Source organism: Cobetia sp. 3AK (assembly GCF_029846335.1).
Classification (GTDB): Bacteria; Pseudomonadota; Gammaproteobacteria; order Pseudomonadales; family Halomonadaceae; genus Cobetia; species Cobetia marina.
In genome coordinates, this window is sequence record NZ_JARWKR010000006.1 from 111185 (window position 1) to 130892 (window position 19708).

The window sequence follows — 19708 nt, forward strand, 5'->3', positions numbered from 1 at the left end:
ACTGTCATCACGGCGTGCTATGGTCCGCTTCCTGCATGAACCGTCACAGGCGAACCACCCCTCGCCGCGACATCGCTTTCTGCCCGCCACAAGCAGGTCGGAAGCCACCATTGTTGACTGCCCATACCCCGGAGCCTGTCATGACTGCTTTCCAACGACTCATCCTGCGTGCCAACGACGGCCGCTCCCGTGCGGCCAATGCCATCACGCTGCGTAGCCTGATCACGCTCTTCGAGGGCTGTCTGCTGGTGGCACTCGGCGTGCGCCTGCTGCAGGCCGGCGGCTTGCTGGTCAGTGGTACTGCCGGGATGTCATTGCTTGGCTCGGACCTGACGGGTTTGAGCTTCGGCAGTCTGTTCTTCCTGATCAACCTGCCCTTCTACGGGCTGGCCTGGAAGCAGCTGGGGCTCAACTTCACGCTGCGCACCCTGGGATGCGTCAGTCTGCTCTCGGTCCTGACGGATCTACTGGCGGTCAGTCTGCCGCTGGGCGACGTCAATCTGCCGGTGGTGGCGATTGCCGCAGGCCTGCTCATCGGGCTGGGGGTCACCCTGCTGTTTCGCGAGAACGCCTCCCTCGGCGGACTCAACATTCTCGCGCTGGATCTGGAGCGACGCTTCGCCATCCATGCAGGCCGCACGACTTTCGCCTTCGATCTGCTGCTGATCGCGCTCGCCGCGCTGGTCTATCCCTGGCCGCAGGTCATCTGCTCGGCACTGGCGTTCGCCACGCTGTCTTTCGTACTGGGCCGCTACCACCGCCGCACGCCTCAAGGCTCAGATGCCAGCACCACCGCTCAAGACGATGGCAAGCAGGTGCAGGCAGCTCACTAGCGGCGACCACGCCCGCCATTGGAGCCGCCGCCGCCCTTGTACGACGAGCTCTTGCCCCCGGCACTTCTGCCGCCAGGATTCTTCTTGCCAAAGGTCGTGTTGCCAGAGGTCTTGCTACCAGAAGACTTGCTACCAGAGGACTTTTCGCCAGCCCCCCTGCTCGCCGCATCGCGCTCATCGCGACGCTCTCCGGCCTTGCCACGCGTGCGTGGCTTGAGGCCGCTCGCGAGCTTGCCCGCGCCATTGGCGCTCTTGCTGCCCGGCTGGGAGCCGCCCTTGCCGGCGCTGCTGCGTTCCTGATTGCCACGAACGGACCTGGACTCATCGGTACGCTCCCGCCGCCCCGCCCCTTCCTGGCGAGCACCCGAGCGTTGGCCTGTCTTGGGCTGACCTGAGCCGCGCTGATCCGAGCTGCGCTGGCCCATGGCGCGCTTGCTGCTGTCCTCGCGCCGAGCACCACCACGCCGGCCGCTATCCGTATCCTGCGCGGCACGCTGATGGCGCGCGGCAGTCGCGTGCTGGGAAGGCGTCGGCGCCTCCGCCAGTCGTGAGGCCTCCTCGGTACCACTGGAGCCTTCGATCATCCGATGGATGTCGTCCATCTCGCGCTGGGTGAGATAGCGCCATTCGCCGATGCCCAGCCCGTCCAGGCTGACATTCATGATGCGCACCCGCTTGAGCTTGAAGACCTCATAGCCCAGCGCCTCGCACATGCGGCGAATCTGGCGATTGAGCCCCTGCGTCAGGATGATGCGGAACACGTAGGTGGAAATCTGCTCGATGCGGCACGGCTGGGTGATGGTATCCAGAATCGGCACGCCGGCTGCCATGCGCTTGAGAAAGTCCGGGTTGATCGGCTTGTCGACCCGCACCACATATTCCTTCTCGTGGGCGTTGCCGGCCCGCAGGATCTTGTTGACGATGTCGCCGTCACTGGTCAGGAAGATCAGGCCATCGGAGGGCTTGTCGAGGCGACCGATCGGGAAGATCCGCTTGGGATGACCGATGTAGTCAATGATGTTGCCTTCCACGTGGCGCTCGGTGGTACAGGTGATGCCCACCGGCTTGTTGAAGGCCAGATAGACCGCTTCCTGCTTGGCCTTCAACGGCTTGCCGTTGACCAGCACCTCATCGCCCGGCGCGACCTTGGTGCCCATCTCGGGGACGACCCCATTGATGGTCACTCGCCCTTCGGCGATATGGCGATCCGCCTCGCGCCGCGAGCAGAAGCCCGTTTCGCTGATGAACTTGTTGAGGCGGGTAAGCGATGCGTCGCGATCAGTCATGGCAGGTCACGTGCGTGCGCCGGGCGATGAACGCGCAGCGGACGTAAGAGGATAAGAAGGCAGGCGCACAGGATACCAAAAACGGCAGCCCTGAGGCTGCCGTTGGCACGATGAGACTGAGCTCATCTGCTGCTGCGCCAGACATGACGCAGCCGTCTTGCAGCTCGGATCACTCGACCGTGACGCTCTTGGCCAGGTTACGCGGCTGATCGACATCGGTGCCCTTGAGCACGGCGACATGGTAGGACAGCAGCTGCAGCGGCAGAGTGTAGAGAATCGGTGCCAGCACTTCGCTGACATGTGGCATGCGCAGCACGCGCACGCCTTCGCTCTCTTCGAGACTGATGTTCTCGTCAGCGAAGACGAACAGCTCCCCGCCACGTGCACGCACTTCCTGCAGGTTCGACTTGAGCTTCTCGAGCAGCTCGTCGTTGGGTGCCACCGCGACCACCGGCATGTCGGCATCCACCAGCGCCAACGGGCCGTGCTTCAGCTCGCCCGCCGGATAGGCCTCGGCGTGGATATAGGAGATTTCCTTGAGCTTGAGCGCGCCTTCCAGCGCGATGGGGAACTGGGTGCCACGCCCGAGGAACAGCGCGTTGTGCTTGTCGGCGAAGGCCTCTGAGAGACGCTCGATCTCGCTGTCCATGGCCAGCGCCTTGGTGACCAGTGACGGCAGCTGACGCAGCTCACGCACCACCTCGGCTTCTCCGGCCTCATCGCCACCCCGCACGCGACGCAGCGACAGCGTCAGCAGCATCAGGCCGACCAGCTGGGTGGTGAAGGCCTTGGTGGAGGCGACGCCGATTTCCGGTCCGGCCATGGTCATCAGGCTGAGGTCTGATTCACGCACCAGCGAGCTGCCCGGAACGTTGCAGATCGCCAGACTGCCGAGGAAGCCGCCCAGCGACTGGGCATAGCGCAGTGCGGACAGCGTGTCGGCGGTCTCGCCGGACTGGGACAGGGTGACGAACAGGGTGCCATCGGCCACCACCACCGGACGGTAGCGGAACTCGGAGGCGACCTCGACCGCCGCCGGAATGCCGGCCAGACGCTCGATCCAGTAACGCGCCACCATGCCGGCGTGGTAGCTGGTACCACAGGCGACGATCTGCACCTGCTTGACCTGACGGAAGAGGTTTTCCGCCTCGCTGCCAAAGCTGCGCACCAGCACGTGATCACCGTTCAGGCGACCTTCCAGCGTGGCAGCCAGCACACGGGACTGCTCGTGGATTTCCTTGAGCATGAAGTGGCGATAGTCGCCCTTGGAGGCGGCATCCTGCGCGTGCTCGAAGGTCTGGACCGGGCGCTCGTTGGCCTCGGTGATCAGACGCTCGCCCTGCTCGAAGATCTCGATCTGCTCGGCGGTCATGCGCACCAGATCGCCTTCCTTGAGATAGATGAAGCGATCGGTGACCTGCAGCAGCGCCAGCTGATCGGAGGCCAGGAAGTGCTCGTCGATCCCGACACCGATCACCAGCGGGCTGCCCTGACGCGCGCCGATCAGCACGTCCGGCTGGGCACGATGCACCACGCCCAGCGCGAAGGCGCCATCCAGCAGGGCGACGGCCTTCTGAACGGCGGTCAGCAGGTCCTGGCTCAGGGTGTATTCACGCGCCAGCAGGTGGGCGACCACCTCGGTGTCGGTCTCGGAGGTGAAGACATACCCCTGACCTTGCAGCTCGCGCTTGAGCGTCTCGTAATTCTCGATGATGCCGTTGTGGACCACGGCCAGGCTGTCACCGGACTGGTGCGGGTGAGCATTGGCTTCACTCGGCGCCCCATGCGTGGCCCAGCGAGTGTGAGCGATACCCACGCGTCCCTTGAGCGGTGATTCTTCGAGACGCTCCTGCAACGCCGCCACCTTGCCCAGCGCACGCACGCGATTCAAGCGGCCCTCTTCGGACAGCACGGCCATGCCGGCACTGTCATAGCCACGGTATTCGAGGCGGTGCAGACCCTCGAGCAGGATGTTCTGGACGTTACGACTGGCGACGGCGCCTACGATGCCACACATGAGCAATCTCCTTATGCTGTTGCTGGCGCCACGAGCGGGGCGATCAACACCTCGACTCCATGAGCGCGAATCTGGTCACGCGCAGCATCAGGCAACGCGTCATCGGTTATCAGGGTACTGATGCTGGACCAGGCCAGCTCCAGGTTGGGAATGCGACGGCCCAGCTTGTGGGATTCCGCCATCACCACGACTTCTCGCGACACCTCGGCCATCACGCGTGACAGGCCGATCAGCTCATTGAAGGTGGTAGTGCCACGTTCGAGGTCCAGACCATCCGCGCCGAGGAAGACCTGGTCGAAGTCGTAGCTGCGCAGCACCTGCTCCGCCACCTGTCCCTGGAAGGAATCGGAGTGCGGATCCCAGGTACCACCGGTCATCAGCAATACCGGCTCGTTTTCCAGCTCACGAATGGCATTGGCCACGCTCAGCGAGTTGGTCATCACGATCAGGTCATCACGCCCCTTGAGCTCGGGGATCAGCACCACCGTGGTGGTACCGCTGTCGATGATGATGCGCTGATGGGCGCCGATACGGCTGGCTGCCAGGCGGGCAATGGCCTGCTTGGCGGCACTGACCGGTTCGTCATGCACCAGCAGTTCACGCGGCATGGCCACGGCGCCGCCGTAGCGCCTGAGCAGCAGGCCGCTCTTCTCGAGAAAGGCCAGATCCTTGCGGATGGTGACCTCGGAAGTGGCGAGTTCCCGCGCCAGTGCCTCGACACTGACTTCACCGTCACGTCCCAGTTGTTCGAGGATCTGGTGACGCCGTTGTGGTGTCAGACGCTTGGACATCAGGGCCCCCTATAAAGTTTCGAAACGAAAGATAAGTGAGACATAACGAAACATCAAGTGAAAGACGAGACAGGATGAGACGATTCATTCCTGCACGCCGTTCCACAGAGCTGACCGCGATGACAAAACGGGGAGACACCTGTCGGTGCCTCCCCGTTTCTGATGCCCACCTTCACTCACCAGCAAGCATCGCGACTGAAGCTGCCGTTCACTTCTTGGTCGGACGCGGCCATTCCGGCTTGTCGATACGCTTGCCACGCGCCACGCTCAACGCACCTTCGGCGACATCGCGGCTCAGGGTCGAGCCAGCGCCCACGGTGGCACCCGCACCGATCTTGAGCGGCGCCACCAGCGCGGAGTTGGAGCCGATGAAGGCATTGTCGCCAATTTCGGTTCGGAACTTGTTGGCACCGTCATAGTTGCAGGTGATGGTGCCGGCACCGACGTTGACCGCCTCGCCGAGGGTGGCATCACCGACATAGCTCAGGTGATTGATCTTGGCGTTCACGCCCACCTGGGCATTCTTGGTCTCGACGAAGTTGCCGATGCGCGCGCCGCGCGCCAGTTCGGTTCCAGGACGCAGACGTGCGAAGGGCCCGACATTGTTGTCACCTTCCAGTACCGCACCATCGATGACGCTATGCGGCGCGATGTTGGCGCCGGCACCGATGGTGGCATTGCGGATCACGCAGTGGGCGCCGATGACCACGTCATCTGCGAGACTCACTTCGCCCTCGAAGACACAACCGACGTCGATGCTGATATCGGTACCGATGGACAGCTTGCCGCGCACGTCGATGCGCGCCGGGTCCGCCAGGCTGGCACCTTCGGTCATCAGGCGGTTGGCCTCACGACGCTGGAAGGCGCGCTCGAGATCGGCCAGCTGCAGACGATTGTTGACGCCCTGCACTTCCTCGACCGCCGCCGGCTGGGCGGTGGCGATGTTGACACCTTCGCTGGCCGCCATGGCGATGATGTCGGTCAGGTAGTACTCGCCCTGGGCGTTGTCGGCGGACAGCGCCGGCAGCCAGCGCTTGAGCTGGGCACCGGTGGTGGCGAGGATACCGGTGTTGCCTTCCTGGATGGCCAGCTGCTCCGGCGTGGCATCCTTGTGCTCGACGATGGCGCTGACGCGACCTTCGCTATCGCGCACGATACGGCCATAGCCTGTCGGGTCTTCCAGAATCACCGTCAGCAGGCCCAGAGTCTGCTCACTGACTTCGGCCAGCAGCGCCTCGAGGGTCTCGCGACGAATCAGCGGCACATCGCCATACAGGATCAGCACCTTGCCATCGCCGATGGCTTCCAGTGACTGGGCCACGGCGTGACCGGTGCCCTTCTGCTCTGCCTGAACGGCAAAACTCGCGCCGGTGTCGGCCAGCTGCTGCTGCACACGCTCACCACCATGACCGATGACGACATTCAGATGCGCACCGTCCAGGCCTGCAGCGGTGTCAGCCACATGACGCACCATCGCCTTGCCTGCCAACGGGTGCAGCACCTTCGGCAATTTGGAACGCATGCGGGTGCCCTGGCCTGCGGCAAGAATGACGACGTCGGTACGCTCTGCACTGCTCATCGGTGAACTCCTGTAGAAAGCGGGTCTTCATACCTGAAGCCCCTGAAAATAATGGCGCCATCATAGCAGCTGAACCCTGAGCTGCCAGTGACGAGGTTTACCCACGGCCCTGTCGCCGAGAACAGACCCGCGAAAGCATCAGTCGCCCGCAAGACACCTGAGCCATCTCTCCGATGGGCTCGGCACCCTTCCTGATGAGCCCGGTCAGTCCCCGGCGTCAAAGGGACGACCTTCGATGGCTAGAGGCGTCAATCCTCTCGGGCATAAAAAAAGGCGACCCGAAGGTCGCCTCTTTCCTGTCACTGGCCATCATGGCCCAGTGCATCTCAGCGCGTGTGACGACGCATCTGCTGCACGGTGCGCAGCTTGGCCATCGCCTCGGCCAGTTCGGCCGTGGCGCGTGAGTATTCCAGTTCGGAAGCCTGATCGTTCATGGCCTTCAAGGCCACTTCCTTGGCTTCCTGGGCTGCCGCCTCATCCAGATCGTCGGCACGTACTGCGGTGTCGGCGAGGACTGAAACGAGGTTCGGCTGCACTTCGAGGAATCCACCACTGACGTAGTAGATTTCCTCGGCCCCACCCTGACGCTGAACGCGAATCGGGCCGGGTTGCAGCTCGGTCAGCAGCGGTGCGTGACCCGGCATGATGCCGAGGTCACCTTCGCTGCCGGCAGCCACGAGACGCTCGACCAGGCCGGAAAAGATGCCTTTCTCAGCGCTGACGATGTCGCAATGGACGCTCATAGCCATACCTGTTTCCTCATGCCTGAACAGGGAAATTACATGCCCTTGGCTTTCTCGACAGCTTCGTCGATGGTGCCGACCATGTAGAACGCCTGCTCCGGCAGTGCGTCATATTCGCCGTCCAGGATACCCTGGAAGCCGCGGATGGTGTCCTTGAGGGACACGTACTTGCCCGGCGCGCCGGTGAAGATTTCCGCCACGAAGAACGGCTGTGACAGGAAGCGCTGGATCTTGCGCGCACGTGCCACGGTCTGCTTGTCTTCGTCAGACAGCTCGTCCATCCCGAGGATGGCGATGATGTCCTTCAGCTCCTTGTAGCGCTGCAACACACCCTGAACGTTACGGGCAGTGTTGTAGTGCTCCTCGCCGACGACCAGCGGGTCGAGCTGACGAGAGGTGGAGTCGAGCGGGTCAACGGCCGGATAGATACCCAGCTCGGCAATCTGACGAGACAGTACGACAGTCGCGTCAAGGTGCGAGAAGGTGGTCGCCGGAGACGGGTCGGTCAAGTCATCCGCGGGGACGTAGACGGCCTGCACGGAAGTGATCGAGCCGGTCTTGGTAGAAGTGATGCGCTCCTGCAGGACGCCCATCTCTTCCGCCAGTGTCGGCTGATAACCCACCGCGGACGGCATACGACCCAGCAGTGCGGACACTTCGGTCCCTGCCAGGGTGTAACGATAGATGTTGTCGACGAACAGCAGAACGTCACGACCTTCGTCACGGAACTTCTCGGCGATGGTCAGGCCGGTCAGTGCCACGCGCAGACGGTTGCCGGGCGGCTCGTTCATCTGACCGTAGACCAGGGCAACCTTGTCGAGAACGTTGGATTCCTTCATTTCGTGGAAGAAATCGTTACCTTCACGAGTACGCTCACCCACGCCCGCGAACACGGAGTAACCGCTGTGCTCGGTGGCGATGTTACGGATCAGCTCCATCATGTTGACGGTCTTGCCGACACCGGCGCCGCCGAATAGGCCGACCTTGCCGCCCTTGGCGAACGGGCAGACCAGGTCGATGACCTTGATGCCGGTTTCCAGCAGCTCGTTTGATGCTGCCTGTTCCGCGAAGCTCGGGGCTGCACGGTGGATCGGCATGTGCTCATCCGCACCCACGTCACCCGCTTCATCGATCGGCTGACCCAGCACGTTCATGATGCGACCCAGAGTCGCCGTGCCGACCGGCACGGAGATCGGAGCACCAGTGCTCTCAACTGCGAGACTGCGCTTGAGGCCTTCGGTCGAACCCATTGCGATAGTACGGACCACGCCGTCGCCCAGCTGCTGCTGGACTTCGAGTACGGTCTCGCTATCGGCGACGTTCAGGGCGTCGTAGACCTTGGGCACTGCGTCCCGCGGAAACTCGACGTCAATCACCGCGCCGATGATTTGTACGATACGTCCGCTCATTCCTGGTTCCTCTTAAACCTGCGATTGAAACCTGCTTGCCTGTTGCCACGCTGTCATCAGACGGCGGCGGCACCGGATACGATCTCGGAGATTTCCTGAGTGATCGCTGCCTGGCGGGCCTTGTTGTAGACCAGCTGGAGGTCGTCGATCAGGTCGCCGGCGTTATCGGTCGCACTCTTCATTGCGATCATTCGCGCTGCCTGTTCGCAGGCGATGTTCTCGACCACGGCCTGATAGACCTGGGCCTCGACATAGCGCTTGAGCAGCTTGTCGAGCAACGAGACGGCATCCGGCTCATACAGGTAGTCCCATGTAGTGGGACCGGTTTCTTCGTCGTTCTGATCAGCTTCGAGAGGAAGCAGCTGACGCACGACCGGCTTCTGCGTCATGGTGTTGACGAACTCGTTGAACACCACGTACAGACGGTCGAGGCTGCCCTCGTCGAATGCGTCCAGCATGGCCTTGACGCTACCGATCAGATCCTGGGTACCCGGGGAATCCCCGAGACCGGACTTGGCGGCAAGCAGGTTGCCACCGTAGTTGCGGAAGAAGGTACCGGCCTTGGAGCCGAGGGCACAGAAGTCCACCTCGACACCCTGGTCGCGCCAGCTCTTCGCATGCTTGGTGACAGCCTTGAACAGATTGGCGTTCAGGCCACCACACAGGCCGCGATCACTGGAGACCACGATATAACCGACACGCTTCACATCGCGTTCCATCAGATACGGATGGCGATATTCCGGGTTGGCCCGGGCGATGTGTCCTACAACCTTGCGGATCTGATGGGCATAAGGCTGGCTGGCCGCCATGCGATCCTGCGCTTTACGCATCTTCGACGCAGCCACCATTTCCATGGCGCTGGTGATCTTTTGCGTATTTTTGATGCTCCCGATCTGGGAGCGAATCTCTTTTGCAGCTGCCATAGCGATCTGCCTTATTCATGCCACCCGAAGGGAAACGACAAGGCCCGGACTGGCCGGGCCATGTCACTTACCAGCTCTGGGTCGCCTTGAACTTCTCGACGCCAGCCTTGAGACCATTCTTGATCTCGTCATCGTAGCCGCCGGACTGATTGATCTTGTCCAGAAGATCCGCGTGCTCGGAGCGCATGTAGTCAAGCAGCGCTTTCTCGAAGCCCAGCACCTTGGCGACTTCGACGTCGTCCAGGTAGCCTTCGTTGGCCGCGAACAGCGAGATCGCCATGTCGGCCACGGACATCGGAGAGTACTGCTTCTGCTTCATGAGCTCGGTGACACGCTGACCGTGCTCGAGCTGCTTGCGGGTCGCTTCGTCCAGATCGGAGGCGAACTGCGAGAAGGCTGCCAGTTCACGGTACTGAGCCAGTGCCAGACGCACACCACCACCCAACTTCTTGATGATCTTGGTCTGGGCAGCACCACCGACACGGGAAACAGACAGACCCGCGTTGATGGACGGACGGATACCGGAGTTGAACAGGCTGGTCTCGAGGAAGATCTGACCGTCGGTGATGGAGATCACGTTGGTCGGAACGAACGCGGAGACGTCGCCACCCTGGGTCTCGATGATCGGCAGCGCGGTCAGGGAGCCGGTCTTGCCTTTCACTTCACCCTTGGTGAACTGCTCGACATAATCGGCGTTGACGCGTGCAGAACGCTCAAGCAGACGGGAGTGGAGATAGAAGACATCACCCGGGTAGGCTTCACGGCCCGGCGGACGCTTGAGCAGCAGGGAGATCTGACGATACGCCCATGCCTGCTTGGTCAGATCGTCATAGACGATCATCGCGTCTTCGCCGCGGTCGCGGAAGTACTCGCCCATGGTGCAACCGGCGTACGGTGCCAGGAACAGCATGGCAGCCGGGTCGGAGGCACCAGCCGCGACGATGATGGTGTGTTCCATCGCGCCGTGCTCTTCGAGCTTGCGCACGACGTTGGCGATGGTGGACTGCTTCTGGCCGACGGCGACATAGACGCAGGTAATGCCCTTGCCCTTCTGATTGATGATGGCATCAATCGCGATGGCGGACTTACCGATCTGGCGGTCACCGATGATCAGCTCACGCTGACCACGGCCGATCGGCACCATGGCATCGATGGACTTCAGACCAGTCTGCACCGGCTGGTCGACCGGCTCACGGGCGATGACGCCCGGAGCGACCTTCTCGACCGCGTCAGTCAGCTTGGCGTCGATCGGGCCTTTGCCGTCAATCGGGTTACCCAGAGCATCGACCACACGGCCGACCATTTCCGGACCCACCGGCACTTCGAGAATGCGACCGGTGCACTGCGCGGTCATGCCTTCTTCGAGTTGCAGGTAGTCGCCCAGGACGACAGCGCCGACGCTATCACGCTCAAGGTTGAGCGCCATACCGAAGACGCCACCCGGGAATTCAATCATCTCACCGAACATGACGTCTGCGAGGCCGTGGATCTGCACGATGCCGTCGGAGACGCTGACGATGGTGCCCTGATTACGGGCTTCGGATGCGACGTCAAGCTTTTCGATACGCTGCTTGATGATGTCGCTGATCTCGGAAGGATTCAGTTGCTGCATGCCATGTCCCTCGGACTCAGGAGTTCAGTGCTTCGGAAAGCCGGGCCAGCTTGCCGCGCACGGAGCCGTCAATGACGGTATCTCCGGCACGGATGATGACGCCGCCGAGCAGCGTACTATCCACCTGAGTGGTAATGGAGATGTCGCGGTTCAGACGCTTGCGCAGGGCGGTGGCGAGCTTCTCTTCCTGCTCGCTTTCCAGTGCAAAGGCGGACACCAGGGTCACCTCGACACGCTGTTCCTGCTCGGCCTTCTGGGCCTCGAACAATTCGGCCACGGAGGGCAGGGCCGCGAGGCGGTCCTGCTCACCGAGAGTCCGGATGAAGTTGCGTGCGTTGTCGTCCAACGCGTCGCCACACACGTCAATGAAGGTGTCGACCTTGTGCTCGGTAGAGAGCTTCGGGTTGTCGAGCACCGCCTTGACGGTCGCGTCGACAGCGACGTTCGCCGCTGTCGACAACATTCCGGACCAGGCCTCTAGCGCCTGCTGGCCGCGTGCAAACTCGAACGCCGCCTTGGCGTACGGGCGAGCCGCGGTGGAGGTAGACGTTTCAGCCATGGAATCAGTCTCCTCAGAGCTCAGCAGCGAGTTTGTCAATCAGCTCGCGGTGCTTGGCTTCGTCGATGGAGGATTCCAGGATGCGCTCTGCACCGATCACTGCCAGAGATGCGACCTGACCACGGAGCTCGTCCTTGGCCTGGTTGATCTCCTGGGTGATCTCTGCGCGCGCCTGAGCGACCATGCGCTCGCCTTCGGCACGGGCAGCTTCACGAGCTTCCTCGATCATCTGGTTGGAACGCTTGTGCGCCTGCTCAATGATGCTTGCTGCTTCTTCCTTGCTTTCCCGCAGTGTCTCGCTGGCTTTTTCCTGCGCCAGTTCGAGGTCACGGGTAGCACGGCTGGCAGCATCCAGACCATCTGCAATCTTCTTCTGACGTTCTGCCAGAGCCTGTGTGACCGGCGGCCAGACATACTTCATGCAGAAGAAAACGAAGACCGCAAAGGCGATGGCCTGACCAATCAGGGTTAAGTTCAGATTCACGCCAGCACCTCTCGCTTCACGATTGTTGGGTCATAAACACGGTTGGCCTGTGGCCAGCCGATGTTTAACCGACAAACGGGTTGGCGAAGGTGAAGAACAGCGCGATACCGACACCGATCATGGTCACGGCATCCAGCAGACCAGCGACGATGAACATCTTGACCTGCAGCTGCGGGATCATTTCCGGCTGACGCGCGGCGCCTTCCAGGAACTTGCCACCGAGGATACCGAAACCGATGGCGGTGCCCAGGGCGCCCAGACCGATCAGCAGGGAGACGGCGATAGCGGTCATGCCAAGAACTTGTGCTTCCATTGTGGAACTCCAGTTTTAGTCAAGTTTAAGTCAAGGGTTGAGGGTGTGAGCAGAGCTCGGAAATCTTGCCCCGCGCCACGAATGGCACGGGGCGGGTACATCAGTGATCTTCGCTGGCCATGCTCAGATAGACGATGGTCAGCATCATGAAGATGAATGCCTGCAAGGTGATGACCAGGATATGGAAGACTGCCCACGGGAAGTGGAGCGGCAGCTGCCAGATACCGACCAGCGAGATCAGAATGAAGATCAACTCGCCTGCATACATGTTACCGAACAGACGCAGCGCCAGAGAGATCGGCTTGGCGATCAGCGTCACGAATTCAAGCAGGAAGTTGACCGGGATCAGCGCGATCTGTGCCAGCTTGTTCGGGGTATTGAACGGGTGCAGCGTCAGTTCGGCCACGAAGCCCTTGAGGCCCTTGACGCGAATGGAGTAGAAGATGATCAGCGCGAACACGGACAGTGACATGCCCAGTGTGGCGTTGATGTCGGTGGACGGTACCACCTTGAAGAACACGTGAGCCGGATCGGCGCCGAACATCTCGCCAACCTTGGCAGCAACGCCCGGCAGCCAGTCGACGGGGACCAGGTCCATCAGGTTCATCAGGAAGATCCAGCAGAAGATCGTCAGCGACAGCGGCGCGATCAAGCGGGAGCGACCGTGGAAGGTCTCCTTGACGGACTGATCGACGAACTCGACCATCAGCTCGACGAAGTTCTGCAGACCACTCGGCACGCCGGTGGTCGCGGACTTGGCGACCTTGCGGAACAGGCACAGGAAGATCAGACCCAGCCCGATGGACCAGCCCATGGTGTCCAGATGGATGGCCCAGAAGCCCATGTCGGAGGCTTCCTGGGCACTGTGCGCCATGGACCACCCGTGTTCGGGGTGGTTACCGAACGTCAGATTCTGCAGGTGGTGCTGAATATATTCGGAGGGACTCGGGTTGGTGCCTGCCATTACTCTGCCTCAGGTTCGTGTGTACGGTGTTCGCTTCACCAGCCAGGGGCCCAGCCAGTGAACCGCCATTGCCGCCACGTAAGCGCAAAAAAATAAAGCGGGGTTTGAGGGCGGCACTGCAATGAAGAAGAATGCAAACAATACGGCCGTCAAACCGAACTTACCGGCCTCAGCCTGATAGAAGGCCTTGACCATCGCCTGGGCGTAACGTGCACCCGTCACGCGCAATGAACGCCAGGCAAAGAACAGGTTGGGCAGCAGGCAGACCAGGCCACCACACAGGGCAGACAATGCCGCGCCGCTTCCCTTGCTCACCCAGGACAGGAGTACGGCACACAGAATCACCAGCGCCTGGCCCCAGAGAAGTCGCGCGACCTGAGGGCGTCGCAAGGCAGCGGGTGTCGTCTTGTGCATCGTGAACCTGTCCATCGCAGTGATGACTCTCGCCAATCCCTGTCACTGCGCATCCTGCAGCCGGGGAGCAAACTCGCCGGATTATAGGGGAGCGCCGCATCGCCATCAACCAAACTGCCGGCTAAATTCCTTGATCTTTCGCAAGCTTACGACCAAAGCCTCACCATCTTGCGTGAAACAGATGACAGTTGGCTTACGTTGACAGTCGCTTGCGATGCAGGCGACGTAGGGTTGCGCCTATCACAACCCGCCGTCAAGACGATCTTGCCGCTCCGGTCAGAGAAACGCACTTCGTGGCCCTGCGACAATGCGTCACAGGGCCACGAAAACGACCAGAGAAGCACGGAAAGGCTCGATGTCAGCCGATCACCTGCACCGAAGGCACGCCATGCCTAGTGGATATGACCGAGAATGCCATCCAGCTCATCCAGGCTGGTATAGGAGATGGTGACCTTGCCCTTGCCGCTCTTGCCATGACGGATATTGACCGCCGCCCCCAACTGCTCTGACAGCCGGGTCTCCAGGCGCTGGATGTCCGCATCTGGCCTGGGCGCGGAAGGGTTGGTCTGCTCCCCTTTCTGCACGCTTTTCACCAGCGCTTCCGTCTGGCGCACGGTCAGCTCACGCTCGACCACCTCATGAGCCAGCTTGCGCTGACGTGCAGGACTGAGCCCGATCAGGGTACGGGCATGGCCCATGTCCAGCTCACCGCGTTCCAGCAGTGTCTGCACTTCCTGGTCCAGCGTCAGCAGACGCAACAGGTTGGCCACTTGCGCACGTGAGCGACCGACGGCATCCCCGACCTGCTGCTGAGTCAGTTCGAACTCGTCGAGCAGGCGCTTGAGCGCCATGGCCTCTTCGACCGGATTGAGATTCTCGCGCTGGATGTTCTCGATCAGCGCCAGAGCCAGCGCGATCTCGTCACTGATGCCTTCCCGGATGACGGCCGGAATGGTGTCCAGTTCCGCCAGCTGAGACGCCCGCCACCGCCGTTCACCCGCGATGATCTCGTAACGTCCTTCCGCGATGGGCCGCACCACGATGGGCTGCATGACCCCCTGGGCACGAATGGAATCCGCCAGTTCTTCCAGCGCTTCCGGCTGGATGTCACGCCGCGGCTGGTACTTGCCACGTTGCAACTGCCCCAGCGGCAGTCGCTCGAGGCGCTCGCCGGACAGCACGGCTGCCTCGGCCCCGGTATCCGTCGCACCACCAGCGGCATTCCCGCCGTCGGGCGACAAGGCGTCAGTCGTGGCCGCCGGCAGGGCGCCTTCGGCATCAGATTCGGCATGGCGGCGGCGATTGCCAGCGCCGATCAGGGCATCCAGGCCCCTTCCCAGGGCACGCTTACGCGTCATGGACCTTCCTCGGTGAAGTTACAGCGAGAGACGACGAATCAATTCCTTGGCGAGCACGCGATAGGCCTGGCTGCCACGCGACAGACGCGCGTACTTGGTGACCGGCAGACCATGGCTCGGCGCTTCGGCCACCCGCACGTTGCGTGGAATGGTGGCCTTGATCAGGGTATCGCCAAAGTAATCGGAAAGTTGCTTGCTGACATCGCGGGTCAGACTGTTGCGGGCGTCGTACATGGTGCGCACGATCCCGAACACGTCGAGGGCCGGATTCACGTTGCCCTGTATCTGCTCGACGGTATCCAGCAGCGCTGACAGGCCTTCCAGAGCATAGAACTCGCACTGAAGGGGAATCAGGACGCCATGGGCGGCGGTCAGGGCATTGACGGTCAGCATGTTGAGCGAGGGCGGGCAGTCGATCAGCACCACGTCATATTCCGAGGCGATCGGGGCGAGTGCCTCGGCAAGACGCCGCTCGCGCCCTTCGACATCCAGCAGGTCGACTTCGGCGGCCGTGAGATCGCCATTGCCCGGCAACAGGGCATAGCCGGCATCCGGGCAGTCGAGAATCACGTCGCTGGCCCGCAGTTCACCCAGCAGCACGTCCAGCACGCTGCCTTCCAGGTCATGCTTGTCGATGCCACTGCCCATGGTGGCGTGGCCCTGGGGGTCGAGGTCGATCAGCAATACGCGGCGATCGAGCGCCGCCAGCGAAGCGGCGAGATTGACGGCTGTCGTGGTCTTGCCGACACCACCTTTCTGGTTGGTCAGCGCGATGATCTTGGTCACGAGCGACTTCCTTGGTTCCTTGAGAAGCGGGGCCTTTGGCACCAGCCGCATGCTCACGAGGGCAGATCATGGATCTGCCCTCCCAGAGCCTCAGGCTGCCTGCCTTTTGCGCCCGGCACAATCCCTGCACGCGCCGCGAGACGAGCGGTCAGTCGCGTTTCAAGCGCAGAAGGTGACGTTCACCTTCTTCTCCCGGGACACACAGTCTGAGCGTCTCGACCAGCGAGACACCCGCCGGCAACCGTGCGATCTCGTCATTGGGGATGCGACCTTTCATCGCCAGCCATTCGCCGCCTTCTGCCAGTACGGCGCCTGACAGATTGACGAAGGCGTCAGTATCGGCGAAGGCCCGCGAGATGATCTGCTCGAAGGGCGCACCATCATAGGCTTCGATACGCACCTGAGTCGGGCTCAGGTTGTTCAGGCCCAGCTCGTGGCCGGCCTGAATCTGGAAACGCACCTTCTTGCCATTCGAATCCAGCGGTACGACAGCGATGTCGGGACGCATGATCGCGATCACGAGACTCGGCAGGCCCGGGCCGGCACCGACGTCCAGCAGGCGTGGCCCGCTGATGTGGGGCAGCACGCTGAGGCTATCCAGCAGATGGCGCGTCACCATCGCCTCCGGCTCACGTACCGCGGTGAGGTTATAGGCGCGATTCCACTTGTGCAACAGCACCAGCAGCGTCATCAGCTGCGCATGCTGCTCATCACTCAGCGCCACTCCCATGGCGCTGGCACCGCGACTGAGCAACTGGGCGCAACGCGCACGCTGCGTCTCGTTGAGCGTCTGACTCATTGCGCGACTCCCGTGTCAGCCGTATCGGTATCTGCTGGAGTCTCCGCCTTGATCAACTGCCGTTTCTTCAAGTGAATCAACAGGATGGAAACCGCTGCTGGCGTGACACCGGAAATGCGGCCTGCCTGGGCAAGCGTCGCCGGGCGCGCTTCATTGAGCTTCTGCTTGATCTCGTTGGACAGGCCATCGACGGAGTCGTAATCGAGACTGGCCGGCAATTCGGTGTGCTCATGACGACGCAGGCGGTCGATCTCTTCCTGCTGACGCTGGATGTAGCCCGCGTACTTGGCGGTGATCTGCACCTGCTCGGCGATGCGCCAGTCGTCGACTCCTTCCCCTTTCAGGCCTGCCACATCCGGATACTCGAGCTCCGGGCGCTTGAGCAGCTCCATCAGGCTGGCTTCGCGCTTGAGCGGTGAGCTGAGCTTGTCGCTCAGCGGGGCCAGCTCCGGGCTCTTCGGCGTCAGCCAGGTGCTTTGCAGACGAGCGGTCTCGCGCTCGATCGCTTCGCGCTTCTGCTCGAACGCCGCCCAGCGCGCGTCATCGATCAAGCCGAGTTCGCGGCCCTTGGCAGTCAGACGCAGATCCGCATTGTCCTCGCGCAGCAGCAGACGATATTCGGCACGTGAGGTGAACATGCGATACGGCTCGCGAGTGCCGAGGGTGATCAGGTCATCGACCATCACGCCGGTGTAGGCCTCGTCGCGCAGTGGATGCCAGGCCTCGTCGTCAGTGGCGCGCAAGGCGGCGTTGACGCCTGCCAGCAGGCCCTGGGCACCGGCTTCTTCATAGCCGGTGGTGCCGTTGATCTGACCGGCGAAGTACAGATTCTTGATGAAACGCGTCTCCAGGGAGTGATGCAGATCCTGGGGATTGAAGAAATCGTATTCGATGGCGTAGCCGGGACGCGTGATGTGCGCGTTTTCCATGCCACGAATCGAGCGTACCACCTCGAGCTGCGTATCGAAGGGCAGCGAGGTGGAGATGCCATTGGGGTACAGCTCGTGGGTATTCAGGCCTTCCGGCTCGATGAAGACCTGGTGGCTGTTCTTGTCGGCGAAGCGATGCACCTTGTCCTCGATGGACGGGCAGTAACGCGGCCCGATGCCATCGATGACGCCGGAGTACATCGGCGAGCGATCGAGATTGGCGAAGATGATCTCGTGAGTGCGCTCGTTGGTATGCGTGATGAAGCAGTTGACCTGCTCCGGATGCATTTCCCGACTGCCCATGTAGGACATCACCGGGCGCGGTGCGTCACCCGGCTGAGCTTCCATCTTGCTGAAATCGACGCTCTTGGCATCGATGCGCGGCGGGGTACCGGTCTTGAGCCGATCAACCCGGAATGGCAGCTCGCGCAGACGTGACGCCAGGCCATTGGCGGGCGGATCCCCGGCACGTCCACCGGCATGGTGATCCAGGCCGATATGGATCACGCCACCGAGGAAGGTCCCGGTCGCCAGTACCACCGTGGTGGCGTGGAAACGGATGCCGGTCTGGGTGACGACACCCCGTACGGTCTCGCCTTCGACGATCAGGTCTTCCGCACCCTGCTGGAACAGCGTCAGGTTCGGCTGGTTCTCCAGCACGTTGCGAATCGCCGCCTTGTACAGCGCCCGGTCGGCCTGTGCTCGAGTGGCACGTACTGCCGGGCCCTTGCGGGCATTCAGCGTGCGGAACTGGATACCCGCCATGTCGGTTGCCAGGCCCATGGCACCGCCCAGCGCATCGATCTCCTTGACCAGATGGCTCTTGCCGATCCCACCGATGGCGGGATTGCAGGACATCTGCCCCAGGGTCTCGATGTTATGGGTCAGCAGCAGGGTCTGACGGCCCATGCGGGCAGCCGCCAGTGCGGCTTCCGTACCGGCATGACCGCCGCCGATGACGATCACGTCAAAGCGGTTCGGGTAATCCACGTTGGCACCTCGGGGTATCACGAAACTTGGATGAAGCTCTGTTCGCATGGTGGCGAATCAGGCAAATCGGCCAGACACGACGATGACTCGATGTCTGGATGAATCCGGGACTGACGAACGTCATGGCGAAGACAAGGCGCCGCAGACGGCATGAGCTCGACCCGATGGGGAGCCTGCAAGCCAATCGGATGACGTTCGGGCCGCACAGTATAAACCGCCTGTGGGTAAGCGTCAGGAGTTTTCCACAGTGCCATGGCAGGACACGCCATGCAGTGGACTCGCAGATGTTTCTCTCAGGGCATCAATCGCGACAGTGAGTCGAGCCCGTGTCGAGTGTGTGTGGCGTAGGGGATTTTCCCGAGGACTGGGTCGAAGCGTCCTGCCGTTCGTTATCCCGAACACCTCGGGAAGTGAGCTTCCTCGAACCCGGTCTTTCGGGGTGTCCGAACGTCCTTCGGGTTTCCGGATAACAAGATTATATAAAGAAAAGAAAAAGGGGTTCTGTTGATGTTGTAACTACTGTTGTGGACAAAATCAGTGGGAAATCGACTTTATCTCTTAAAAATCAGTATCTTACGATGTTGATATAGTTGGGGAGAAAATGCGTGCTACCTGAGGACGCTACCGGTGGCTTCCTGTGGATGAAACACCGCCTTGTCCACAAGCCCAGTTATCCTCGTTTTCATACCGTGCTGGTACCGGACTTTTCTTCCCTGCTGTGCACAAGTGGCCAGTTTACCCACAACCCTTAGTGCTGCAAGGGCTAACGTACAGAAGGCCGCGGATGATGCCGCAAAATGTCCACAGAGGCAAATCGTCTTCACCTCGACACGCCAACTCTGTAGATAGTACGGGGATAAGCCGTGAGTGGATGGCTACGCTGCCCAGCAGTGGTGCCCTGAGAGATACGATGATACTG

General features: G+C 61.7%; 18 protein-coding genes. 1 reads left to right on the plus strand and 17 read right to left on the minus strand.

The window, feature by feature from the left end:
- Positions 1-140: 140 nt before the first annotated feature.
- Positions 141-833: a YitT family protein gene (locus tag QD228_RS10220; RefSeq protein ID WP_077379821.1), complete on the plus strand. Its 693-nt coding sequence runs from the start codon at positions 141-143 to the stop codon at positions 831-833.
- Here the strand turns inward: QD228_RS10220 and rluF are convergent.
- The 17 genes from rluF to mnmG all read right to left on the minus strand — a co-directional run bounded on the left by rluF (position 830) and on the right by mnmG (position 18789).
- Positions 830-2119 carry a 23S rRNA pseudouridine(2604) synthase RluF gene (rluF, locus tag QD228_RS10225; RefSeq protein ID WP_077379820.1) on the minus strand — a complete coding sequence of 430 codons (1290 nt, stop codon included), beginning with the start codon at positions 2117-2119 and terminating at the stop codon, positions 830-832. The two genes, QD228_RS10220 and rluF, sit on opposite strands and share 4 nt — an antisense overlap.
- A 169-nt stretch (positions 2120-2288) precedes the next feature.
- Positions 2289-4136: a glutamine--fructose-6-phosphate transaminase (isomerizing) gene (glmS, locus tag QD228_RS10230; protein ID WP_077379814.1), complete on the minus strand. Its 1848-nt coding sequence runs from the start codon at positions 4134-4136 to the stop codon at positions 2289-2291.
- An 11-nt stretch (positions 4137-4147) separates the two neighbouring features.
- A complete protein-coding gene (locus tag QD228_RS10235; RefSeq protein ID WP_077379812.1) occupies positions 4148-4927 on the minus strand; it encodes a DeoR family transcriptional regulator in 780 nt (259 codons plus the stop codon).
- 208 nt (positions 4928-5135) lie between these two features.
- Entirely contained in the window at positions 5136-6506 is a 1371-nt protein-coding gene (gene glmU, locus QD228_RS10240; RefSeq protein WP_279875502.1) for a bifunctional UDP-N-acetylglucosamine diphosphorylase/glucosamine-1-phosphate N-acetyltransferase GlmU, read from the minus strand.
- A 326-nt stretch (positions 6507-6832) separates the two neighbouring features.
- On the minus strand, positions 6833-7255 hold the full coding sequence (locus QD228_RS10245; protein ID WP_054556360.1) for a F0F1 ATP synthase subunit epsilon: 423 nt from the start codon (positions 7253-7255) through the stop codon (positions 6833-6835).
- Between the two features lie 29 nt (positions 7256-7284).
- Positions 7285-8658, minus strand: coding sequence for a F0F1 ATP synthase subunit beta (atpD, locus tag QD228_RS10250; protein ID WP_077379807.1), 1374 nt, complete (start codon positions 8656-8658; stop codon positions 7285-7287).
- 56 nt (positions 8659-8714) lie between these two features.
- Positions 8715-9581: a F0F1 ATP synthase subunit gamma gene (gene atpG, locus QD228_RS10255; protein ID WP_065392631.1), complete on the minus strand. Its 867-nt coding sequence runs from the start codon at positions 9579-9581 to the stop codon at positions 8715-8717.
- Between the two features lie 67 nt (positions 9582-9648).
- Positions 9649-11193 carry a F0F1 ATP synthase subunit alpha gene (atpA, locus tag QD228_RS10260; protein ID WP_065392630.1) on the minus strand — a complete coding sequence of 515 codons (1545 nt, stop codon included), beginning with the start codon at positions 11191-11193 and terminating at the stop codon, positions 9649-9651.
- A gap of 16 nt (positions 11194-11209) precedes the next feature.
- On the minus strand, positions 11210-11752 hold the full coding sequence (locus tag QD228_RS10265) for a F0F1 ATP synthase subunit delta (RefSeq protein ID WP_077379805.1): 543 nt from the start codon (positions 11750-11752) through the stop codon (positions 11210-11212).
- 13 nt (positions 11753-11765) lie between these two features.
- Complete coding sequence (locus tag QD228_RS10270; protein WP_065392628.1) at positions 11766-12236, minus strand: F0F1 ATP synthase subunit B; 471 nt, start codon at positions 12234-12236, stop codon at positions 11766-11768.
- Between the two features lie 64 nt (positions 12237-12300).
- On the minus strand, positions 12301-12549 hold the full coding sequence (atpE, locus tag QD228_RS10275; RefSeq protein ID WP_011508579.1) for a F0F1 ATP synthase subunit C: 249 nt from the start codon (positions 12547-12549) through the stop codon (positions 12301-12303).
- A 100-nt stretch (positions 12550-12649) separates the two neighbouring features.
- On the minus strand, positions 12650-13513 hold the full coding sequence (gene atpB, locus QD228_RS10280) for a F0F1 ATP synthase subunit A (RefSeq protein WP_077379803.1): 864 nt from the start codon (positions 13511-13513) through the stop codon (positions 12650-12652).
- A gap of 9 nt (positions 13514-13522) precedes the next feature.
- Positions 13523-13927: an ATP synthase subunit I gene (locus QD228_RS10285; RefSeq protein WP_077380014.1), complete on the minus strand. Its 405-nt coding sequence runs from the start codon at positions 13925-13927 to the stop codon at positions 13523-13525.
- 392 nt (positions 13928-14319) lie between these two features.
- On the minus strand, positions 14320-15285 hold the full coding sequence (locus QD228_RS10290) for a ParB/RepB/Spo0J family partition protein (RefSeq protein WP_279875505.1): 966 nt from the start codon (positions 15283-15285) through the stop codon (positions 14320-14322).
- A gap of 18 nt (positions 15286-15303) precedes the next feature.
- The gene (locus QD228_RS10295) at positions 15304-16071 is read right to left on the minus strand and encodes a ParA family protein (protein ID WP_077379799.1); all 768 of its coding nucleotides are present in this window, start codon (positions 16069-16071) and stop codon (positions 15304-15306) included.
- Positions 16072-16219: 148 nt separating this feature from the next.
- The gene (gene rsmG / locus QD228_RS10300) at positions 16220-16870 is read right to left on the minus strand and encodes a 16S rRNA (guanine(527)-N(7))-methyltransferase RsmG (protein ID WP_077379797.1); all 651 of its coding nucleotides are present in this window, start codon (positions 16868-16870) and stop codon (positions 16220-16222) included.
- Positions 16867-18789, minus strand: a complete 1923-nt coding sequence (gene mnmG / locus QD228_RS10305) for a tRNA uridine-5-carboxymethylaminomethyl(34) synthesis enzyme MnmG (protein ID WP_077379795.1) — start codon at positions 18787-18789, stop codon at positions 16867-16869. Before mnmG ends, rsmG begins: the two co-directional genes overlap by 4 nt.
- Between the last annotated feature and the right edge of the window lie 919 nt (positions 18790-19708).

Coding starts and splice junctions, on each gene's coding strand:
- glmS (WP_077379814.1), bottom strand. CDS start 4,136: ATGTGTGGCATCGTAGGCGCCGTCGCCAGTCGTAACGTCCAGAACATC.
- rsmG (WP_077379797.1), bottom strand. CDS start 16,870: ATGAGTCAGACGCTCAACGAGACGCAGCGTGCGCGTTGCGCCCAGTTG.
- glmU (WP_279875502.1), bottom strand. CDS start 6,506: ATGAGCAGTGCAGAGCGTACCGACGTCGTCATTCTTGCCGCAGGCCAG.
- atpB (WP_077379803.1), bottom strand. CDS start 13,513: ATGGCAGGCACCAACCCGAGTCCCTCCGAATATATTCAGCACCACCTG.
- QD228_RS10285 (WP_077380014.1), bottom strand. CDS start 13,927: ATGCACAAGACGACACCCGCTGCCTTGCGACGCCCTCAGGTCGCGCGA.
- QD228_RS10235 (WP_077379812.1), bottom strand. CDS start 4,927: ATGTCCAAGCGTCTGACACCACAACGGCGTCACCAGATCCTCGAACAA.
- atpA (WP_065392630.1), bottom strand. CDS start 11,193: ATGCAGCAACTGAATCCTTCCGAGATCAGCGACATCATCAAGCAGCGT.
- atpE (WP_011508579.1), bottom strand. CDS start 12,549: ATGGAAGCACAAGTTCTTGGCATGACCGCTATCGCCGTCTCCCTGCTG.
- rluF (WP_077379820.1), bottom strand. CDS start 2,119: ATGACTGATCGCGACGCATCGCTTACCCGCCTCAACAAGTTCATCAGC.
- atpG (WP_065392631.1), bottom strand. CDS start 9,581: ATGGCAGCTGCAAAAGAGATTCGCTCCCAGATCGGGAGCATCAAAAAT.
- atpD (WP_077379807.1), bottom strand. CDS start 8,658: ATGAGCGGACGTATCGTACAAATCATCGGCGCGGTGATTGACGTCGAG.
- QD228_RS10290 (WP_279875505.1), bottom strand. CDS start 15,285: ATGACGCGTAAGCGTGCCCTGGGAAGGGGCCTGGATGCCCTGATCGGC.
- QD228_RS10265 (WP_077379805.1), bottom strand. CDS start 11,752: ATGGCTGAAACGTCTACCTCCACCGCGGCTCGCCCGTACGCCAAGGCG.
- QD228_RS10220 (WP_077379821.1), top strand. CDS start 141: ATGACTGCTTTCCAACGACTCATCCTGCGTGCCAACGACGGCCGCTCC.
- QD228_RS10245 (WP_054556360.1), bottom strand. CDS start 7,255: ATGGCTATGAGCGTCCATTGCGACATCGTCAGCGCTGAGAAAGGCATC.